This is a genomic window from uncultured Bradyrhizobium sp., from assembly GCF_947648125.1.
In the GTDB taxonomy this organism is placed as follows: Bacteria; Pseudomonadota; Alphaproteobacteria; order Rhizobiales; family Xanthobacteraceae; genus Bradyrhizobium.
The window spans coordinates 66,464-84,389 of sequence record NZ_CANSMR010000031.1; the positions used below are offsets into that span (position 1 = coordinate 66,464).

Annotated in this window: 15 protein-coding genes; 2 read left to right on the forward strand and 13 right to left on the reverse strand. The window is 65.5% G+C overall.

Features of this window, described 5'->3' with window-relative positions; translation table 11 throughout:
• Window positions 1-8: 8 nt before the first annotated feature.
• On the reverse strand, window positions 9-356 hold the full coding sequence (locus Q0030_RS34295; RefSeq protein WP_298377604.1) for a hypothetical protein: 348 nt from the start codon (window positions 354-356) through the stop codon (window positions 9-11).
• A 341-nt stretch (window positions 357-697) separates the two neighbouring features.
• Here Q0030_RS34295 and Q0030_RS34300 point away from each other — a divergent pair, with 341 nt between their 5' ends.
• Window positions 698-1,048: a GrlR family regulatory protein gene (locus Q0030_RS34300; RefSeq protein WP_092114933.1), complete on the forward strand. Its 351-nt coding sequence runs from the start codon at window positions 698-700 to the stop codon at window positions 1,046-1,048.
• A 176-nt stretch (window positions 1,049-1,224) separates the two neighbouring features.
• Here the strand turns inward: Q0030_RS34300 and Q0030_RS34305 are convergent, their stop codons facing one another.
• The 11 genes from Q0030_RS34305 to Q0030_RS34355 all read right to left on the reverse strand — a co-directional run bounded on the left by Q0030_RS34305 (window position 1,225) and on the right by Q0030_RS34355 (window position 15,720).
• The gene (locus Q0030_RS34305; protein WP_298377567.1) at window positions 1,225-3,906 is read right to left on the reverse strand and encodes a PAS domain S-box protein; all 2,682 of its coding nucleotides are present in this window, start codon (window positions 3,904-3,906) and stop codon (window positions 1,225-1,227) included.
• A 273-nt stretch (window positions 3,907-4,179) separates the two neighbouring features.
• The gene (locus tag Q0030_RS34310) at window positions 4,180-5,061 is read right to left on the reverse strand and encodes an EamA family transporter (protein WP_298377607.1); all 882 of its coding nucleotides are present in this window, start codon (window positions 5,059-5,061) and stop codon (window positions 4,180-4,182) included.
• Window positions 5,062-5,096: 35 nt separating this feature from the next.
• The gene (locus Q0030_RS34315; protein WP_298377569.1) at window positions 5,097-6,041 is read right to left on the reverse strand and encodes an alpha/beta fold hydrolase; all 945 of its coding nucleotides are present in this window, start codon (window positions 6,039-6,041) and stop codon (window positions 5,097-5,099) included.
• Window positions 6,042-6,159: 118 nt separating this feature from the next.
• Complete coding sequence (locus Q0030_RS34320; RefSeq protein ID WP_298377572.1) at window positions 6,160-6,957, reverse strand: NUDIX hydrolase; 798 nt, start codon at window positions 6,955-6,957, stop codon at window positions 6,160-6,162.
• 2 nt (window positions 6,958-6,959) lie between these two features.
• Window positions 6,960-7,916 (reverse strand): dihydrodipicolinate synthase family protein, encoded by a 957-nt coding sequence (locus Q0030_RS34325; protein WP_298377574.1) that lies wholly within the window; start codon window positions 7,914-7,916, stop codon window positions 6,960-6,962.
• A 79-nt stretch (window positions 7,917-7,995) separates the two neighbouring features.
• A complete protein-coding gene (locus Q0030_RS34330; RefSeq protein ID WP_298377576.1) occupies window positions 7,996-8,874 on the reverse strand; it encodes an SDR family oxidoreductase in 879 nt (292 codons plus the stop codon).
• Between the two features lie 142 nt (window positions 8,875-9,016).
• Window positions 9,017-9,877: a MaoC family dehydratase gene (locus Q0030_RS34335; RefSeq protein ID WP_298377579.1), complete on the reverse strand. Its 861-nt coding sequence runs from the start codon at window positions 9,875-9,877 to the stop codon at window positions 9,017-9,019.
• Between the two features lie 202 nt (window positions 9,878-10,079).
• The gene (locus tag Q0030_RS34340) at window positions 10,080-10,469 is read right to left on the reverse strand and encodes an OB-fold domain-containing protein (RefSeq protein WP_298377582.1); all 390 of its coding nucleotides are present in this window, start codon (window positions 10,467-10,469) and stop codon (window positions 10,080-10,082) included.
• Window positions 10,469-11,626: a thiolase domain-containing protein gene (locus Q0030_RS34345; RefSeq protein WP_298377584.1), complete on the reverse strand. Its 1,158-nt coding sequence runs from the start codon at window positions 11,624-11,626 to the stop codon at window positions 10,469-10,471. Before Q0030_RS34345 ends, Q0030_RS34340 begins: the two co-directional genes overlap by 1 nt.
• Window positions 11,627-11,788: 162 nt before the next feature.
• Window positions 11,789-12,133, reverse strand: a complete 345-nt coding sequence (locus Q0030_RS34350; RefSeq protein ID WP_298377587.1) for a hypothetical protein — start codon at window positions 12,131-12,133, stop codon at window positions 11,789-11,791.
• A gap of 92 nt (window positions 12,134-12,225) precedes the next feature.
• Window positions 12,226-15,720 (reverse strand): indolepyruvate ferredoxin oxidoreductase family protein, encoded by a 3,495-nt coding sequence (locus tag Q0030_RS34355; RefSeq protein ID WP_298377590.1) that lies wholly within the window; start codon window positions 15,718-15,720, stop codon window positions 12,226-12,228.
• A 234-nt stretch (window positions 15,721-15,954) separates the two neighbouring features.
• Between Q0030_RS34355 and Q0030_RS34360 the strand changes: the two genes are divergently transcribed.
• On the forward strand, window positions 15,955-17,181 hold the full coding sequence (locus Q0030_RS34360; protein WP_298377593.1) for a cytochrome c: 1,227 nt from the start codon (window positions 15,955-15,957) through the stop codon (window positions 17,179-17,181).
• A 24-nt stretch (window positions 17,182-17,205) separates the two neighbouring features.
• Here Q0030_RS34360 and Q0030_RS34365 read toward each other — a convergent pair whose 3' ends face one another.
• On the reverse strand, window positions 17,206-17,847 hold the full coding sequence (locus Q0030_RS34365) for a trimeric intracellular cation channel family protein (RefSeq protein WP_298377595.1): 642 nt from the start codon (window positions 17,845-17,847) through the stop codon (window positions 17,206-17,208).
• Between the last annotated feature and the right edge of the window lie 79 nt (window positions 17,848-17,926).

Here is a 17,926-nt window from a genome sequence, read left to right on the forward strand (position 1 = left end):
CCGGTCCGCTACGTCATGCTGCCGGGCATGAAGCAGCGGATCGTCACGCCCATATAGCTCTTGATCGGCCAGACCATGGCGCGCCCGACCCGGTTGGGCTCGGTAACCACAGCCTCGTCGGGGACGTCGACCCATGCTCCGTCGAGACGCACGCGGTAGTGCCCGTCCTTCGATTCCCAATCGACGTCGCTGACTGCGCTGCCGTCGGCATCCGAGCAGCATGGCCCCTTGCCGCTGCGCAGACCGTCAAACCATTCCTTGAGCGGCGAATTGGCGTAGCGGCCATCGGGATCGCGCGCCCGCGCGATTTGCATGGCCGCGGCCAGCACCAGCATCGTCAGCCCGAGAGACACCATCACACGGCCCGCGCTACGGGCCCAAGTTCCATTGGCAATGCGAGGGCGCGCCAAACGGCCGCCCGATTCAATCCAGTCTGACATGTGTTCGCTCCAGCACTCACCGGCCAGTGCGACCAGAGCTATGCATTTCGCGGGCCAGTTCGATTCGCGCGCACGGTTCGATTCGCGCGCACGGTCCGCTGTCATCGCGCCGTCACACCGCCTGGCAGGAACCGAGGGTTCACGGCCACTCCGGACCACCCCCGGAATCAACCTGCCGCATTGCACGAGGTTGCTCGCTTTGGCATAAAAAACCAATCCGGATTGCTGCGGGTGCGGCAGCCGGCAAATGGGACGTTATGAAGAACGGGCTGTACTCAATCCACGTCACCCTGCTGGACGGACGCGTCGGCAAGGGCAGCGGAGTGATTCTTTTCCGCGACGGGCAAATTCTCGGCGGCGATGCCTATCTCTATTACACCGGCAGCTACACGGTGAAGGGTGACGCGTTCAAGGGCGAGGTCCTCGTGCAACGCCACACCACGCCGCGCGAGACCGACAACCCGCTGTTCGGCGGGCCCGCGCCGGTCGGCATCGGCGTCTCCGGCACCTTCACCGACACCCGCGGCACCATGAGTGGAACCGCGCTGGTCGGCAAAGCGAGCCTGATCTTCGGCGCCACGCTGCACAAGCTCGCGGATATCAATTAGGCCCTCATAGTATTTTGACCCGTCACCCTGAGGAGCGCGCTCTTGCGCGCGTCTCGAAGGGCGCGCGGCCCGGTTGGTGGCCGTCGATCCTTCGAGACGCGCCTCGCGCTCCTCCAGCGACAAAGGCGAAGCCTTTGCGCGGCGATGACGGGGTCAGAGCGAACTCGCGGCGCACCCTACTCCGCGGCCTGCTCCAGCGGCGCGACGCGCGGCAGGATCATCTGGATGCGGGTGCCGTTGCCCGGCGCGGAATCGAGCGAGAGCCGGCCGCCGAGGCGGTTGGTGACGATGCTATAGACGATGTGCAGCCCGAGGCCGGTGCCGCCCTGGTCGCGCCGCGTCGTGAAGAACGGATCGAAGGCACGGCGGCGCACGTCGAGGCTCATGCCGCAGCCATTGTCGGCGAAGATCACCTCGACGTAGTCGTTGCCCGAGGCGTGCACCTGGATCTCGACCTCGCCGGCCTTGCCGTCCGGGAACGCATGCGCGACCGCGTTGAGGAACAGATTGGTCAGCACCTGGCCATACGGTCCGGGATAGGAATTCATGATCAGGTTCGGCTCGCAATCGACATTGAGCGTCAGATTGTGCTTGCGCAGGCCGGGCCGCAGACTCATCACCACCTGCTCGGTGAGATCGCCGAGATCAAAGCTGCGCTGGTCCGAATAGTTGCGGTCGGCGGCGACCTGCTTGAACGACTGGATCAGCTCGGCGGCGCGGTTCAGATTGGCGACGAGCTGCGAGGAGGCATCCCGCGCCGTGTTCAGGAAGTCATTGAGGCTCGAGCGGCGCAGGTCGCCGCGCTCGACCTGGGTCGCGAAGTTGGCGGTCTTGCGCTCCAGCGCGGAGGCCACCGTGAGGCTGATGCCGACGGGATTGTTGACCTCATGGGCGACGCCGGCCACCAGGCGGCCGAGCGCCGCGAGCTTCTCGGCCTCGATCAGCGAATTCTGGGTTTCCCGCAGATTGCGCAGCGCAGCCTCCGCGGAATCCCTCGCCTTGCGCATCTCCTGTTCGGACCGCTTGCGCTCGCCGATGTCGAGCGCGACCGTGACGATGTTCTCGATGTCGCCCTGGGCATCGAGGATCGGCAGCTTGTTGACCAGCCATTGCCGCATGTTGCCGGCTACGTCCCTGTACTCCTCTTCGTAGAAACCAAGCTCGCGGCGCGCCGAGAGGACACGCTTGTCGTTCTCATCGGTCTTGGCTGCGCCATAGCGCGCCATCAGCTCGGCGGTGGTCTGGCCGATCGCGTCCTGCGGCTCGATGCCGAAGATGCCCGCCATGTAGCGGTTCATCAGCACGTAGCGCAAATTGCGCTCCTTGACGTTGATGACGGCCGGCACCGTGTCGATCACCATCTGCAACAGCCGGCGGCCTTCGGCGATGGCATCTTCGGCGCGCTTCTGGTCGGTGATGTCGCGCACCGTGCCCTCGTAGCGGATCACCTCGCCCTCGTCGTTGCGTACGACGGTCGCGGAATCGGACAGCCACAGCACGGTACCGTCGCGCGAGCGCACCTGATACTCGTAGTCGCGCACCGTGCCGTCGCGCTGCATCAGTTGCTGGTACTGCTGGCGCGCCGCCGGATCGACATAGACGGTGGAGGCGATGTCGCCGATGCCGTTGATCAGGTCCTGCGGCGCAGCATAGCCCATCATCCGCGCCAGCGCCGGATTGGCGTTGAGCAGCGCGCCGCCCGGCGTCGTGACGTAGATGCCGTCGACCGATGCCTCGAACAGCTTGTGGTAGCTCTCCTCGGCGAGCCGCTGCTCGGCAAGCGCGCGCAGTGCGGCCTCGCGCGCGCTGTCGGCGTCGACCAGGGTCTGGCGGAACACTTCGGCGGCGCGCGCGATGTCGCCGATCTCGTTGTCGAGGTCGGCGCCCGGAATGAATGCGCTCTTCTCGCCGCCCGCGACCTTGCGGATCGATCCGGCGATCCTGGCGAGCGGGCGAACGGTGCGGCGAACCACCAGCACCGAGGCGAACAGGCCGATCAGCACCCCCGCCGTGCCGAGCACGATGCTCTGCCATTTTGCCTCAGCCAGCGTGCGCGCGAAATCGCGCGACAGCACGTGGCCGCGGCGCGAGCTGAGCTCGCGCAACAGCTCGGTGACCTTCTGGATGAGGCGGCCTTCGGCGCCGAGCACCTCGCGGTCGATGTCGGCGATCTGGCCCTCGCGCACCGAAATCGCGCTCATCGCCTCGGCATAATTGTCGACCGCGCCGCGCAGGGCGGGATCGGCGATGGTCATCGCCCGCATGCTTTGCGCGGCCTGCTCGGCGGCCGATGTGTTGTGCGCCAGCAGCGCGGTGGCAATGCGGCTCTGCACCTGCGACAGCGTGCTGGCGAGCGCCGCATCATTGCTCGCGGCGAGCGCCTTGTCGAACGCGTCGCGCAGCGGCGGCAGCCCGGCGACGATCTCGGCACGGCGGCTGAGCAGCGCCGAGATGCGCTCGATCCCGCTGCGATAGGTCGCCAGCCGCTGGGTGACGCCGTCGATCATGTCCTGCTGCTCGGGCGCCAGCTCGATCCGGGTCTTCTTCAGGATCTCGCTCAGCGACTGGGCTGCCTCGGCGACCTGGGCCGACTGGTTTCCGGGCTCGGTGACGAAGTCCCGCGCCGCCAGCCGCAGCTCGTTGGTGCGACGGTCGATGTCCTCGGCAATGTCGCCGACGCTTTGCAGCCGCTGCAGCTCGGCGAAGGTCGTGTCGATGTGCCGGATCGCGATCACGCTGGCCGTGGACGTGATGATGATCACAGCCAGCACCAGCAGGAAGCTGCCGAACGTGAGCTGGCCAATGGAAAGGGAGAACGCACGCGGCGCTTGCGAATTCGGCGGCAATTCAGCGGTCATGTCATCAAGGCCGGGGTCCAATGCGGCCCAATATACGGGAAATTACGGGCTTTGGGGAAACATGCTGAAAGGCCGGGCCGGCCGGCGGTGTGACCTCTGTCACCCGCGCGCCGCCGGTGGCCGATTCCGGCACAGGGTGGCGTCAGGCCTAGTCCGGCGGGATGCCGGCCTCCTTGATACATCCGGCGACATCCAGGCGGCAGCCGGTTTCGGGAGACAGCGCATCAGGCGCCGGCGGTCATCCGCGCCGGGATCGTCATCGCGGCGATGACCTCAGGCCGTGGTGATTCTGCGCGCAGGAATCGTCATCGCGGCGACGCCGATCACGACGCAGGCGAGCCCGATCCACGCCGTCGGGCTCAGCCGTTCGCCCAGAAAAACGACGCTGAGCGCCACCCCGATCGGCACCCGCAGATAGGCCTGCGCGGTGGTGCCGACCGAACCCAAAGTCTGGATCAGGCGGAAGTAGATCACGAAGGCGATCGCGGTCGAGAACACCGCAAGCGCCAGCAAGGCGAGCAGCGAGCTGGTTGACGGCGTCAGCGTCCAGGGCCGTTCGACGGCGAAGCTGAGCGGGATCAGCACCGCCGCGCCCGCGATCAGCGAGCCGGCGGCCGGCGCCATCGGATCGAGCCCCTTGAAGCCGCGGCTGAAGATCGCGGCGCAGGCGTAGCAGATGGTGGCGGCGACGATCGCGACCTCGGCCACGATGCCCTCCCCGAGATCGCGGAATGCGTCGACGCCGACGATCAGACAGATGCCGGCCATACCTGACATCACTCCGAACAGCTTGCGCGGGCTCGCGGCCTCGTGGCGGGTGATCGCGGCCGTGAACAGGAAGGTGAAGATCGGCGAGGCCGAATTGAGGATGGTGGCGAGGCCGGCATCGACGAAGCGTTCGCCCCAGGCGATCAGCGTCCACGGGATCACGCTGTTGAGGCAGGCCTGGAAGATGAAGCGGCGCCAGGTCGCGCCATCCGTCGGCATCGTCACGCCGCGCATCCGCATGATGACGAGCAGCAACAGCCCCGCGATGGCGGTGCGCGCCGCGATCAGCGTGATCGGCGGGATGGTCGCGACGCCGAGCTTGATGAAGGTGTAGGAGCCGCCCCAGAGGGTGGCGAGCGCGAGCAGCAGCGCCAGCTCGAAGCCCATGTTCGGCTGGCGCGCATCGCCGGTCGCGGGGCCGCTCACGACGCGCTCCCTGCAAGCCAGCCAGCGGTCGCCGCAAACAAGCCTTCGCGCCCGTGTTCGAGATGCATCAAATGCGTTGCCCTCGGCACGACGACATCGGCCGTCTCCGATGCGCCCAGCGCATGTGTCAGCCAGGCGGCGTCGGCATCCTGGCAAAGGTTGTCCCATTCACCACGGACGATCAGCGTCGGAGCCTGGACGCGGCGCGGGTCATAGGCGAGTTGCCCCGACATCGCGGCGATGATGTCGGCCTGCGGCCCGTTTGGAATCCGGACCGCCGGCGGGTTGCGTCCGGCCGCGCCGGCATCGCTTGCCAGATAGGCCGGCCCCCACTCAGCGAGGTCAGGTTCGATCAGCACCGGAGGATGCGACGGTGGGACGTCCTCGACAAATCGCTTCAGTTGATCCGCGATGGTGACCTCGCGCCATGCGCCGATGCTCTCGGGGAGCGGCAACCCGCCCAACTCCCGCCGGACGATCGGCCCGAACAGCACGAGGCGGCCGACGGCATCAGGGCGATCGGCTGCAAAGCGGCCGGCCGCCATCGTGCCCCACGAATGCGCGACGATATGAACCGGCGTACCGGCGCGCGTCCTGCGGATGTGATCGACCACCGCACCGACCTGAATGGCGGCATCCGGCGCGCGGCCAAGCGGCGCGATCCCGCTCGCGGGCACCGACATCTGCCGCGGCCGGCTCGAGCCGCCGAACCCAATGAAATCGAAACCCCAGACGTCGAAACCACAGGCATTGAGATCGTCCGCCCAGGATCGCCCGCCAAAGCGATAGCCGACCGACAGCGCCGACGGGAACGTCGCGCCGTGAACGTACAACACGGGATCGCCGGCGCCCGGCCAGTGCCGCAGCAACAGCGTGTCGTCGCTGCCCGGCAATGTCAGATGGACTTCGTCGGATATTGGCGTTTCGAAAGATGCTCGCACGTCGGCTCCTTTTGCGCCGGGCAATTGGCCCAGCGCGGTGACCGACGTGGTTATAGCGAGCTTCCGGTGGCGATACTTCGATACTCGCCGAAGTTTTGCAGCGCCGGCGCGGGCGACCTCAGCCCATCGCGCCGACGTCGAACACCTCGCCGTCGTAGCCGGCTTCCTTGGGGATGCGGAGCTGGCGGCCGGTGGCGGTCTTGGTCATCACGGGCATCACGGCGACGATCGACTTGCCCTTGCTGTCGGCGAGCGCAGCACCGACGTTCGGCTGCTTGCCGAGCCTGATCAAATTGCGCGTGGTCGGGAACGGCAGCTTGAAGCGGCCGGTCTCGCCGCCTTCCAGCGCTTCCCGCGTCGACACCCAGATCGAGTCGGTCGATTCCTTGCCGTCATGGGCGCCGAGCTGCTCGGGCGGCGCTGCGGCGAGGAAGAACCAGGTGTCGAAGCGCTTCGGCATGCCCTCCGGCGTGATCCAGTGCGCATACGGCACGAGCTCGTCGAGCGCGAGCACCATGCCGTTGTCCGACAGCACCTTGAGGAAGGTGATCTTGCCTTCGTTCAACGCCGCACGATGCGCGGTCGCGATGTCGTTCGCACGCTTCGCGTCGACCAGATCCTTCGACCCTTGCGGCCGCGCCAGCAGGATGCCGCTCTCCTCGAAAGTTTCGCGGATCGCCGCGATGCGGAAGCCGAGCGCGTCGCCGTCGAGGCCTTCCCCGCCCGAATAGAGCGCGGGATTGGCGGCGATCTCCTTGTCGTTCTTGTCGACGCTGCCGCCCGGAAACACCAGCGCACCCGAATTGAACTCGATCTGGTGATGGCGGACCATCATGAAGACTTCGATTTCGGACGACGTTCCGTCACGCAGCAGCAGCACGGTCGACGCAAGGCGCGGGGCAACGATCTCTGTCATAATTATCCTGCTGCACTGGATTGCGGTTGTAGATTGGCGCGGCGATCGACGCGCGCCACGCGGGAGAGCAGATAGTCGACCTCCGCCCTCGCCTGCGGCGTGATGACAGCACCGGGCTTACGCTGGGCGCTGGAGGAGATGATGCCGCGCTTCTGCAGCACGTATTTGCGCACGGTGAGGCCGACGCCCGGCTGCTGCTCGTAGCGGATCAGCGGCAGATGCGCGTCGAACAGATCATGCGCGGCGTCGCGTTTTCCGGCCTTCGACAGATTGACGACGTCGATCAGGAGTTCAGGGAAGGCATAACCGGTCATCGCGCCGTCGGCGCCGCGCTCCATCTCGAAATCGAGGAACAGGCCGCCATTGCCGACCAGGATCGACAGCGGCCGCAGCGAGCCGTCCTTCTGGAAGTTGCGCAAGGTCGAGATCTTCTCGAGGCCCGGCCAGTCTTCGTGCTTGAGCATCACGCAGGACGGCGAATCCATCACGATCTTGCGGATCACCGCGGGCGTGAACACGACGGTGAGCGTCAGCGGATAGTCCTGCAGCACCCAGGGAATATCATCGCCGATCGCTTCCTGCGCCTGCTTGAAATAGCCTGCGATCTGGTCGTCGGTGCGCAGATGCGGCGGCGGCGCGATCATCACGCCGGCGGCGCCCGCATCCATCGACTTCCTCGCCAGCGAACGCATCGTGGCGAAGCCCGGCGCCGAGACGCCGACGATCACCTGCAGCTTCTTGGCGCGCTTGACGAAGCGCAGCGCGACCTGCTCGGCTTCGGCGGCGTCGAGCTTCGGCGCCTCGCCCAGAATGCCCAGCACCGTGACGCCGTCGCAGCCGACCTCGGTGTAGAAATCGGTCAGCCGGTCGATCGATGCCTCGTCGATACGGCCGTCGTCGTGGAACGGGGTCGGCGCGATCGCGAAGGTTCCGGCGGCCTGGGCGGTGAGTTTTGTCATGGGTGCCTCATCTGTTTCCGCCTCTATACAGCGTCATTCCGGGATACGCCACTTGGCGCAGGCCCGGAATGACGTAAGGTCAGAACCGCCGCGCGCCCATCTTGATCTGCTCCTCGGAGAAGAAGATCTCCTTGGCGTGGGTGGCGATGTCCTCCGCCTTCCAGCCGGTAAAGGGCGGCTTCCAGCCCTCCATCTCCATCATCCGCATCTCGCGGACGCCGCGCGGGCCCGAGACGCCGAGGACCTTGCCGGTTTGGTCGCCCGACAGGTCGCTGACCATGTAGAGCACGGCCGGCGCAATGCCGTCCGGGCCGAGCGCCGCACCCGGGTTCTCCTTGTAGCGCGGCAGGTCTGCGGTCATGCGGGTCAGCGCGCCCGGCGCCAGCGTCCAGATCCGGATGTTGTACTTGCGGCCCTCGATCGCCAGCACGTTGGAGAGGCCCCAGATGCCGCCCTTGGCCGCGCCGTAATTGGTCTGGCCGAAATTGCCGATCAGGCCCGAGGTCGAGGAGGTGTTGACAATGACGCCGCCGCCATTGTCGCGCATCCATTTGAACACCGGCTGGGTGCAGCAGAAGGTGCCTTTCAGATGCACCTTCATCACCCTGTCCCAGTTCGCTTCCTTGGCCTTGTGGAAGGTCTCGTCGAGCAGGATGCCGGCATTGTTGACCAGGATGTCGGCGCGGCCGAAATGCTTGATCGCGTCGTCGAACACCGATTGGCCGCCGGCCAAGGTCGAGATGTCGGCGCCGTTGGCGACCGCGCGGCAGCCCTCTGCCTTGATCGCGTCGACCACCTTGTCGGCCATCGACTTGTCGGAGCCCGAGCCGTCGCGCGGACCGCCGAGATCGTTGACGACCACCGCCGCGCCCTCGCGCGCAAACAGCTTCGCGTAGGCTTCACCAAGTCCGCCGCCGGCGCCCGTGATCAGCGCCACCTTGCCGTCGAGTAATCCCATGGTCGTTTCTCCGTTGTTATTGTGTCCCGGACGCGATGCAGCGTGAAACACTGCTTCGCTGAGCCGGGACCCACGCCCGGCAGCTGGGCCCCGGCTCTGCATCGCACGGCTTGCGCGCTGCGCCGCGTCCGGGGCATGAGAGCTACGCCAGCACCGTCTTGCCGCTCTTGATCACGGTGACGCCGCGCGACTTCACCTTGGCCTCGAACGACACCACGTTGCCGTCCTTCCACAGCTCCATCGTCACAGTCTCGCCGGGAAACACCGGCGAGGAGAACCGCGCCGCGTGCTGCTTGAAGGCTGACGGATCATAGTCGGCATAGGTCTGCAGCACGCCGCGGCAGGTGATGCCGTAGGTGCACATGCCGTGCAGGATCGGCCGCGGGAAGCCGGCCTTCTTGGCGAACTCCGGGTCGGAGTGCAGCGGATTGCGGTCGCCACAGAGCCGGTAGATCAGCGCCTGGTCGGGCCTCGTCGTGATGTCGACCACCTTGTCCGGCGCGCGCTCCGGCACCTTGTGCGGCTCGGGCTGGCCGTCCGACGGGCCGCCGAAGCCGCCGTCGCCGCGGGCGAAGCGCGAGGCGACGAGCGTCGCAAGCTTGTCGCCCTTCTCGTCCTTCAGCACGGTCTGATGGCGGATCACCGCGCCCTTGTCCTTGCCCTTGTCGAACACGTCGAGCACGGTCGAGTCGGCCGTGATGTGGGCCGCGGTCGCGAACGGCTTGTGGAAGGTGATGTCGCGCTCGCCGTCGACCACCATGACGCGGTTGAGGTTCATCTCGCCGGGGCCCGCGCCCCAGGCTGCGACCGACGCGAAGGTCGGCACCACCCTGAGGGGCCGCGGCGTCAGCACGCCCTCATTGACGAAGGCGAGCTCGTTCTCGTCCATCGGATCGGCGCCGAGCCCGATGCCATAGGCATAGAGCATCACGTCGCGATCGCTGTAGCTGTATTTCTGGCCCAGATTCTTCAGGGCCATCAGCTGTTCGTACACGATTGGCATTGTTGTTTTCTCCCCGAACTCTTTCTCGCTTTGCGCTGCCAATTGATGTGCCCTCTCCCCCTGTGGGAGAGGGCAGCACCGGCAGTCGTCACAAACTCGCTTCGGTGAGGGGTTCGCGCCGCAGAGAGAGCATCGTTCGCGGAAAAAATCCCTCATCCGGCGGCCTTCGGCCGCCACCTTCTCCCACAAGGGGAGAAGGTACTTACGCCGGCGTGAAGAACGGCAGCGGAGCGCCGTCGGTCGGCTTCCACACCACCTTCACCTTCTGGCCGATCTTTACCGTCTCCAGATCGCAATCGACGATGTTGGTCTGCAGCGACGGACCTTCCTTCAGCGTCACATAGGCGATCGCATACGGACCGGTCGGCGACTTCCGCATCAGGCTGTAGGTGTAGACCGTGGCCTCGCCGCTCGACTCTTCCCACACCGTCTTGTCGGAGAAGCAGAACGGGCAGATCGTGCGCGGGAAGTAATGCGCTTCGCCGCAGGTGGTGCAGCGCTTGATCATGAACTTGCCCGCCTTCGCCGCTTCCCAGAACGGCGCGGTCTCCGGGTTGGTCACCGGGGCATTGTACTTCTTGGCTTCAGACATCACGCACGCTCCAGAATGCAGGTTGAGGCGGCGTGGCGAACGCCGAGCAGACCGCCGGTGCCGTGGGCGATCGCGAGGTCGCAGTTCTGCACCTGCACCTTCGGATGCGCCTCGCCGCGCAACTGGCGCACCGCTTCGAGGATCTTCGTCATGCCGCCGCGATTGACGGGATGGTTGCTGCACAGGCCGCCGCCATCGGTGTTGAACGGCAGCTTGCCGACGCCCGAGATCAGATTGCCGTCGGCGACGAACTTGCCGCCCTCGCCCTTCTTGCAGAAGCCGAGGTCTTCGAGCTGCATCAGCACCGTGATGGTGAAGCTGTCATAGATCGAGGCGTATTTGATGTCCTTCGGCGTGACGCCTGCCTCTTCGAAAGCACGCGGGCCGGACCACACGCCGGCGGAATAGGTCAGATCGAGATCCTTGCCGCCGCGCGGGCCCTTCATCGCCTCGCCGTGGCCGATCAGGCGAACCAGCGGCCTCTTCAGGCTCTTGGCGATCTCCGGGGTCGTGACGATCATCGCGCCGCCGCCGTCGGTGACGACGCAGCAATCCATCCGGTGCAGCGGATCCGAGATCATCGGCGAGTTGAGCACGTCCTCGACGGTGACGACCTCCTTCAGCATCGCATGCGGATTGTATTGCGCGTGATGCGAGGCCGCGACCTTGATCCAGGCGAGCTGCTCGGAGGTGGTGCCATAGTCGTGCATATGGCGCATGGCACACATGCCATAGGCATTGTGCGTGGTAGCCCCGTAAGCCAATTCGAAATCAGCCTCGGCGCCGGAGGCGCGCGGCGGCATCGGGCCGGTGCGCGGCTTGCCCGCCAGCGTGACCAGAGCGACGGAGCACTTGCCCGCGGCGATCGCCTCGGCGGCATGGCCGAGATGGATCAGATAGGAACATCCACCGGTCTCGGTGGAGTCGACGTGGCGCAGCTTCTTGGTGTTGAGGCCGAGATAATCGACCATCGGCCACAGCCCGCCCGGCGCGTCGCCGGCGCAGAAATAGCCGTCGATATCGTCCTTGGTGAGCCCGGCATCCTCGATCGCACCCTTGGCGACCTCGGCGTGTAGCTGTGCTGTTGATTTATCGGGTGCATGCCGGGTGGGATGCTCGTAGATCCCGGCAATGTAGGCCTTGCCCTTGATGGTCAAATCGCTCTCCGCTGGCGTTTCTCGCTCCAGCGTTTTTCTGAACCGGCGGCGCGACCTTGGCAAGCGCCGAAATATTCCGTCAGGCGAGACTGCGTCCGCGAGCTCGGAAATTGCAGGGTGGGTTAGCCGAAGGCGTAACCCACCATTGCGTTTGCCGGCAGGCTAGTGATGCTTTTCCAGAACGATCACCGCCCCAAGCGACGCGCATGACCACATCGATGCGGCATAGCAGTAGCTGGCCGGATAATCGCTAAGATCGAGGCGATCCTCATTTGGTTCCGCCAGACTACGCTTCACTTCATCCTTCCAGAATGCAAAGCAATCGTCTGCCGCTATCCACCACAGCGGAAGACCTACGTCCGCGACCACAAAAACCGAACCATCGCGCAGAAGCCGGACAATTTCTGCCTTACCTATCGGCTCAATGCGACGCGCGTTCACCAGCCCGTTGTTGTCCCAGAGTTCTGTGAGCGGTGTTTGCGTGACGATCCTCTGACTCGTATCCATGTCCAGGTCGGGACCCATCAATGCATCGGTGTGCGGGCAAGATTGTGGGTTACGCTTCGCTAACCCACCCTACGCAGCGGAATATGTGGCTACTACTCCGCCGCCATCTGCCGCGGCGCGGGCGGCGGGTTGGCGAGGTCGGCGGCGAGTTGCGCGTAGCGAACCTTTGCGTCCTTGATCGCCTTCTCCTTCACCGGGCCGTAGCCGCGGATGCGGTCGGGCAGCGACAGCAGTTCGACCGCGATGTCGTGATTGAGCGGCGACAACAGGCTCAACACGGTCGCGACATCCTTCTCGTAGCCCGCGATCAGATCGCGCTCGAGCTTGCGGTCGGCGTTGTAGCCGAAGATGTCGAGCGGCGTGCCGCGCAGGAAGCGGAACCGTGCCATCACCTTGAACGCCGACATCATCCAAGAACCGAAGGCGCGCTTCTTCGGACGGCCCTGGGCGTCGAGCCCGCCACCGAGGATCGGCGGCGCGAGATTGAAGTTGAACTTGAAGTCGCCTTCGAACTGGTCGCGCAGCTGCTTCTCGAAACGGCCGTCGGTGAACAGCCGCGCCACCTCATACTCGTCCTTGTAGGCGAGCAGCTTGGCGTAGTTGATCGCGACCGCACGCGGCAGCGCCTCGCCGTAGCCGCCCTTGGTGGCGGCGTCGCGTACCTGATCGACCAGCTTGCGGTAGCGCTTTGCCAGACGCGCGTTCTGATAGCCGGTCAGAAGGTCCATGCGATGGGCGATGATCTCGTCGAGCGACATCGCATCCAGCGACTTGACCGGGGCTGCGTCGTCATCCTGCCCCTTCATCATCGCGGCGAGCCGCGCCGGATCGGCCGCGGCCAGGCGCCCGAGCTGGAACGCCTGCCTGTTCATCTTGATCGAGACTCCATTGACCTCGATCGCCTGCTGGATCGATTCCGCCGACAGCGGCAGCAGCCCGCGCTGATAGGCAAAGCCCATCATCATGATGTTGGTGGCGATGCTATCACCGAGCAGAGCTTCGGCCGGCTTGGTGAAGTCGAAGAACGCGGAGTCCTTGCGCAGCTCGGTCTCCAGCACGCTGTTGACCTTGCGGCTCTGGAAATTGAAGTCGCGATTGAGGATGAAATCCGCGGTCGGGATGATGTGGCTGTTGATGATGCCGACGGTACGGCTCGCATCGCACAGCGTGATGGTGTCCTTCGACACCGCGACGACCTCGTCGGCCGCGAGCACCAGATCGGCCGTGCCGGTCACGATGCGCGAGCAGGTCACGTCGGCGGTGTGCTCGGAGAGCCGGACATGGCTGAGCACCGCGCCGCCCTTCTGCGCAAGGCCGGACATGTCCAGGATCATCGAGGCCTTGCCCTCGATGTGCGCGGCCATGCCGAGCAGCGCGCCGATCGTCAGCACGCCGGTGCCGCCGACGCCGCCGACCGCGATGTTGTAGGGCCGGTCGAGCGCGGGCTTCGAGGCCGGCTCCGGCAAGGCGCCGATATCGCCAAGCTCGGTCGGCGCGCGCCGCTTCAGGGTGCCGCCGTCGACCGTGACAAACGACGGGCAGAAGCCCTTCACGCAGGAATAGTCCTTGTTGCAGGTCGACTGGTTGATGGTGCGCTTGCGCCCCAATTCCGTCTCCAGCGGCTCGACCGAGATGCAGTTCGATTGCACCGAGCAGTCTCCGCAGCCTTCACAGACGGCAGGATTGATCAGCACGCGGCGCGCCGGATCCTCCATCAGGCCGCGCTTGCGGCGACGGCGCTTTTCCGCGGCGCAGGTCTGCACGAATACGATCGCCGACGTGCCCTTGGTGTCGCGGCACATCTTCTGAACGTTCTCGAGCTCGTCGCGGTGGAACAGCTTGACGCCGGGCGCAATCGTATCGGCGGGATAGGCGTCGGGATTTTCCGAGACCAAATAGATTTCGCGGATGCCTTCGGCATGGAGCTGGAAAGTGATCTGCTGCGGCGACAGGTCGCCGTCGTGGCGCTGGCCGCCGGTCATGGCGACGGCGTCGTTGTACAGGATCTTGTAGGTGATGTTGGCCTTGGAGGCGATCGACTGGCGGATCGCCAGAATGCCGGAATGAAAATAGGTGCCGTCACCGAGATTGGCGAAGATGTGGTTCTCGTTGGTGAACGGCGCGATGCCGACCCACGGCACGCCCTCGCCGCCCATATGGGTGAAGGTCTCGGTCGAGCGGTTCATCCACAGCGCCATGAAGTGACAGCCGATGCCGCCGAGCGCGCGGCTGCCTTCCGGCACCTTGGTCGAGGTGTTGTGCGGGCAGCCCGAGCAGAAATACGGCGTGCGGCTGACGGGTGCGGTCGCCTGCATCTGCGACGACTGGCGGCCGTTGAACCAGTCGGCCTTGGCGCGCAGCATCTCGGCGATTTCAGGGTTGAGATTAAGTCGAAGCAGCCGTTCGGTGAGCGAGCTCGCAAGCGAGGCCACGCTGAGCTCGGCGGCGAAGGTCAGGAAGCGCTTGTCATGATCGTCCATCTTGCCGACGATGCGCGGGCGCACATCGTCGCGCCAGTTGAACAGCTCCTGCTTGACCTGGTTCTCGACGATCTCGCGGCGTTCCTCGACGATGAAGATCTCCTCGAGGCCGACCGCGAAGTTGCGTACGCCTTCCGGCTCCAGCGGCCACGGCATGCCGATCTTGTAGAGGCGGATACCGATCTTGGCGGCGATCTCGGGCGTGATGCCGAGCTCGCGCAGCGCCTGGCGGATGTCCTCATAGCTCTTGCCCGAGGCCATGATGCCGTAGCGCGCGTTCGGCGAATCCATGGTGATGCGGTTGACCTTGTTGGCGCGGGCAAAGGCGATCGCGGCAAAGCCCTTGTAGTCCTGCAGCCGGCGGTCCTGCTCGAAACGGTCGTCAGGCCAGCGGATGTTGAGGCCGCCCGGCGGCAGCTCGAAATCGGCCGGAACGATGAATGGCGTCATCTCGTCGGTGAGGTCGATCTCGGCGGTGGTCTCGACCGTTTCGGTGATCACCTTCATGCCGACCCAGCAGCCCGAGTAGCGCGACATCGCGATACCCAGCAGGCCCATCTCGATCATTTCGTGGATGCTGGAGGGGTAGAGGTAGGGCATTAGCGCGGAGATGAAGGCGTGGTCGGACTGATGCGGGACGGTGGAGGATTTTGCGCCGTGGTCATCGCCGGCAAGGCAGAGCACACCGCCGTTCTTGGCCGAGCCTGCCGCATTGCCGTGGCGGAAGACGTCGCCGCAACGGTCGACGCCGGGGCCCTTGCCGTACCAGATGCCGACCGCGCCATCATATTTGGCGCCGGGCGACAAAGCGAGCTGCTGCGAGCCCCAGATCGCGGTGGCCGCGAGGTCCTCGTTCACACCGGGCTGGAACTTGATGTTGTACTGTTCGAGATGCTTGCGGGCGGCGAACAGCTGCTGGTCATAGCCGCCGAGGGGGGAACCGCGATAGCCGGAGATGAAGCCTGCCGTGTTGAGGCCTGCGGCGCGGTCGCGCCTGATCTGCGCCATGGGCAGGCGGACCAGCGCCTGGATGCCGGTCATGAAGACGTGACCGGTGCCCTGGGTGTATTTCTGGTCGAGGCTGATAGGCCCTTGGTTGATTCCCATTTAGCCCTCTTTGCGCTGGTCGCGACGCCTGCTTTTTAGCTAGTCATCCGAACTTGTTAGAAACAGTCTATGTCGGATTTTCCGGCCCGCGCAGCACAATTCTGGGCGACCAAGCCCGTCGCTCAAAAATCGCAACTTCGTGCCGGGAATATTGCAGCGCCGTTTCGGTTTCTGTCGCAGGACAGGCCCGCGGCGAAATGGCGTAACGCGTCTGGTGGACCGGAAGGTGAATAGATGCGGCGACGACATCGAACGACCGGTGCGATTCTGGCCAGTGTGCTGTTGTGCGGTGCGTTCGCGGCTCGCGAATGCACTGCTGCGCCAACCGACGACATCATCGCCCGCGGCAAGGCGCTCACGATCGCCGGCGACTGTGCGAGCTGCCACACGGCCGACCCGGCAAAGCCGTTCGCCGGGGGCAAGCGGATCGACACGCCATTCGGTGTGGTGTTTTCGCCGAACCTGACCCCTGATCGCGATACCGGCATCGGCGGCTGGAGCGACGACGATTTCCTGCGCGCGCTGCGGATGGGCGTCTCGCCGAGCGGGGCGCATTATTACCCCGCCTTCCCCTACCCGTCTTTCACCAAGCTGATCCGCGATGACATCCTGGCCATCCGCGCCTATCTCGCGACGCTGGCGCCGGTCAGCAACAAGGCGCCGCCGCCGGAGCTGCGCTGGCCGCTGAACTATCGCGTGCTGATGCGGGCCTGGAACGCGCTGTTCTTCACGCCGGGCATCATTCAGCCGGACCAGAGCAAGGCCGCGGAATGGAATCGCGGCCGCTACCTCGTCGAGGCCCTCGCCCATTGCGGCGCCTGCCACACGCCCAAGAACGCGTTCGGCGCCGACAAGCGCGATCAGGCGTTCGGCGGCAGCATGGTGCAGGGCATGTTCGCGCCGAGGCTCGATGGCGCCGCGCGCAGTGGGCTGAAGTCATGGAGCGCAGGCGACATCGCCGAATATCTGCAGAGCGGCCGCAATGGGCACAGCCATGCCGGTCCCCTGATGTCCGAAGTCGTGGTCAATTCGACCTCGAAGATGAGCGACGCCGATGTGCGCGCGATCGCGGCCTACCTGAAGAGCCTGCCTGCCGGCGCGCCGGAGCCGCAGGTCACTCCGCGCTCGCCGGCGCAGATGAGCAACGGCGAGCGGATCTATCGCGGCGCCTGCATCGCCTGTCATGAGCTCGATGGCTCGGGCGCGCCGCGGATCTATCCACCGCTGCCCGGCAACGCCAATCTGCAATCGGCTAATCCTGCGAGCACGCTGCGCATCATCCTCGACGGCGCGCAGACCTTGACCACGCCGCGCGCGCCGAACGCAGGCTCGATGCCGGCCTATCCAAAACTCACCGACCAGGAGGTCGCCGACGTCGCAACCTATATCCGCAATGCCTGGGGCAACGCGGCGCCGGCGGTGACGGCGGACGAAGTCGCCAAGGCGCGGACAGCGAAATAAAGGCGCGGACGGCGAGATAGCTGATCACCGCTCCTCGCCGCCGAACACGAATTTCGGCATCTCCCATTTGTAGCGGATCGCCAACATCCGGAACGTCAGGCCGAGCACGAAGGTCAGCCCGGTCCAGAGCCAGTCGTTGAACTGCAGCCCGGTGCCGATCGCATAGAACAGCCCGGTCACCACGGAGACGCTGGCGTAGAGCTCGCTGCGAAACAGCAGCGGCACCTCGTTGCAGAGGATGTCGCGCAGCACGCCGCCGGCGCAGCCGGTGATCATGCCGGAGACGATCACGATCGGCAGCGAGGCTTCGACCTGCCAGGCCACGTCGCAGCCCGCCATCGTGAACACCACAAGCCCGATCGCATCGAGCACCAGGAAGGCCAGATTGAGCCGGTGCACCAGCCGCGCCAGCAGGATCGTGGCGAAGGCGCCCGCCGCCGCGATCGCAAGATAGATCGGATGCGCGACCCAGAGCAGCGGATAGTGCCCGAGCAGCACGTCACGGATGGTGCCGCCACCGAGCGCGGTGATCGCCCCGAGCATGCAGACGCCGGCCCAATCCATGCTGCGCCTGCCGGCCGCCAGCGCCGCCGTCATCGACTGCGCCGCAACGGCAATAAACGAGAGCACGTGCAGCACCGAATCGGTGGGCGGCATGGTCCACATTGAAAGGGCCTCATGGAACAGGTTCGGAACCTAGAGCCTATCCCGTTCCGATTGAATCGGAACGGGATAGGCTCTAGGT

Bases quoted from the DNA above. Each gene is read 5' to 3' on its own strand.
- Q0030_RS34295 (WP_298377604.1), bottom strand. From the start codon at position 356: ATGGTGTCTCTCGGGCTGACGATGCTGGTGCTGGCCGCGGCCATGCAA.
- Q0030_RS34300 (WP_092114933.1), top strand. From the start codon at position 698: ATGAAGAACGGGCTGTACTCAATCCACGTCACCCTGCTGGACGGACGC.
- Q0030_RS34305 (WP_298377567.1), bottom strand. From the start codon at position 3,906: ATGACCGCTGAATTGCCGCCGAATTCGCAAGCGCCGCGTGCGTTCTCC.
- Q0030_RS34310 (WP_298377607.1), bottom strand. From the start codon at position 5,061: ATGGGCTTCGAGCTGGCGCTGCTGCTCGCGCTCGCCACCCTCTGGGGC.
- Q0030_RS34320 (WP_298377572.1), bottom strand. From the start codon at position 6,957: ATGACAGAGATCGTTGCCCCGCGCCTTGCGTCGACCGTGCTGCTGCTG.
- Q0030_RS34325 (WP_298377574.1), bottom strand. From the start codon at position 7,916: ATGACAAAACTCACCGCCCAGGCCGCCGGAACCTTCGCGATCGCGCCG.
- Q0030_RS34330 (WP_298377576.1), bottom strand. From the start codon at position 8,874: ATGGGATTACTCGACGGCAAGGTGGCGCTGATCACGGGCGCCGGCGGC.
- Q0030_RS34335 (WP_298377579.1), bottom strand. From the start codon at position 9,877: ATGCCAATCGTGTACGAACAGCTGATGGCCCTGAAGAATCTGGGCCAG.
- Q0030_RS34340 (WP_298377582.1), bottom strand. From the start codon at position 10,469: ATGTCTGAAGCCAAGAAGTACAATGCCCCGGTGACCAACCCGGAGACC.
- Q0030_RS34350 (WP_298377587.1), bottom strand. From the start codon at position 12,133: ATGGATACGAGTCAGAGGATCGTCACGCAAACACCGCTCACAGAACTC.
- Q0030_RS34355 (WP_298377590.1), bottom strand. From the start codon at position 15,720: ATGGGAATCAACCAAGGGCCTATCAGCCTCGACCAGAAATACACCCAG.
- Q0030_RS34360 (WP_298377593.1), top strand. From the start codon at position 15,955: ATGCGGCGACGACATCGAACGACCGGTGCGATTCTGGCCAGTGTGCTG.
- Q0030_RS34365 (WP_298377595.1), bottom strand. From the start codon at position 17,847: ATGTGGACCATGCCGCCCACCGATTCGGTGCTGCACGTGCTCTCGTTT.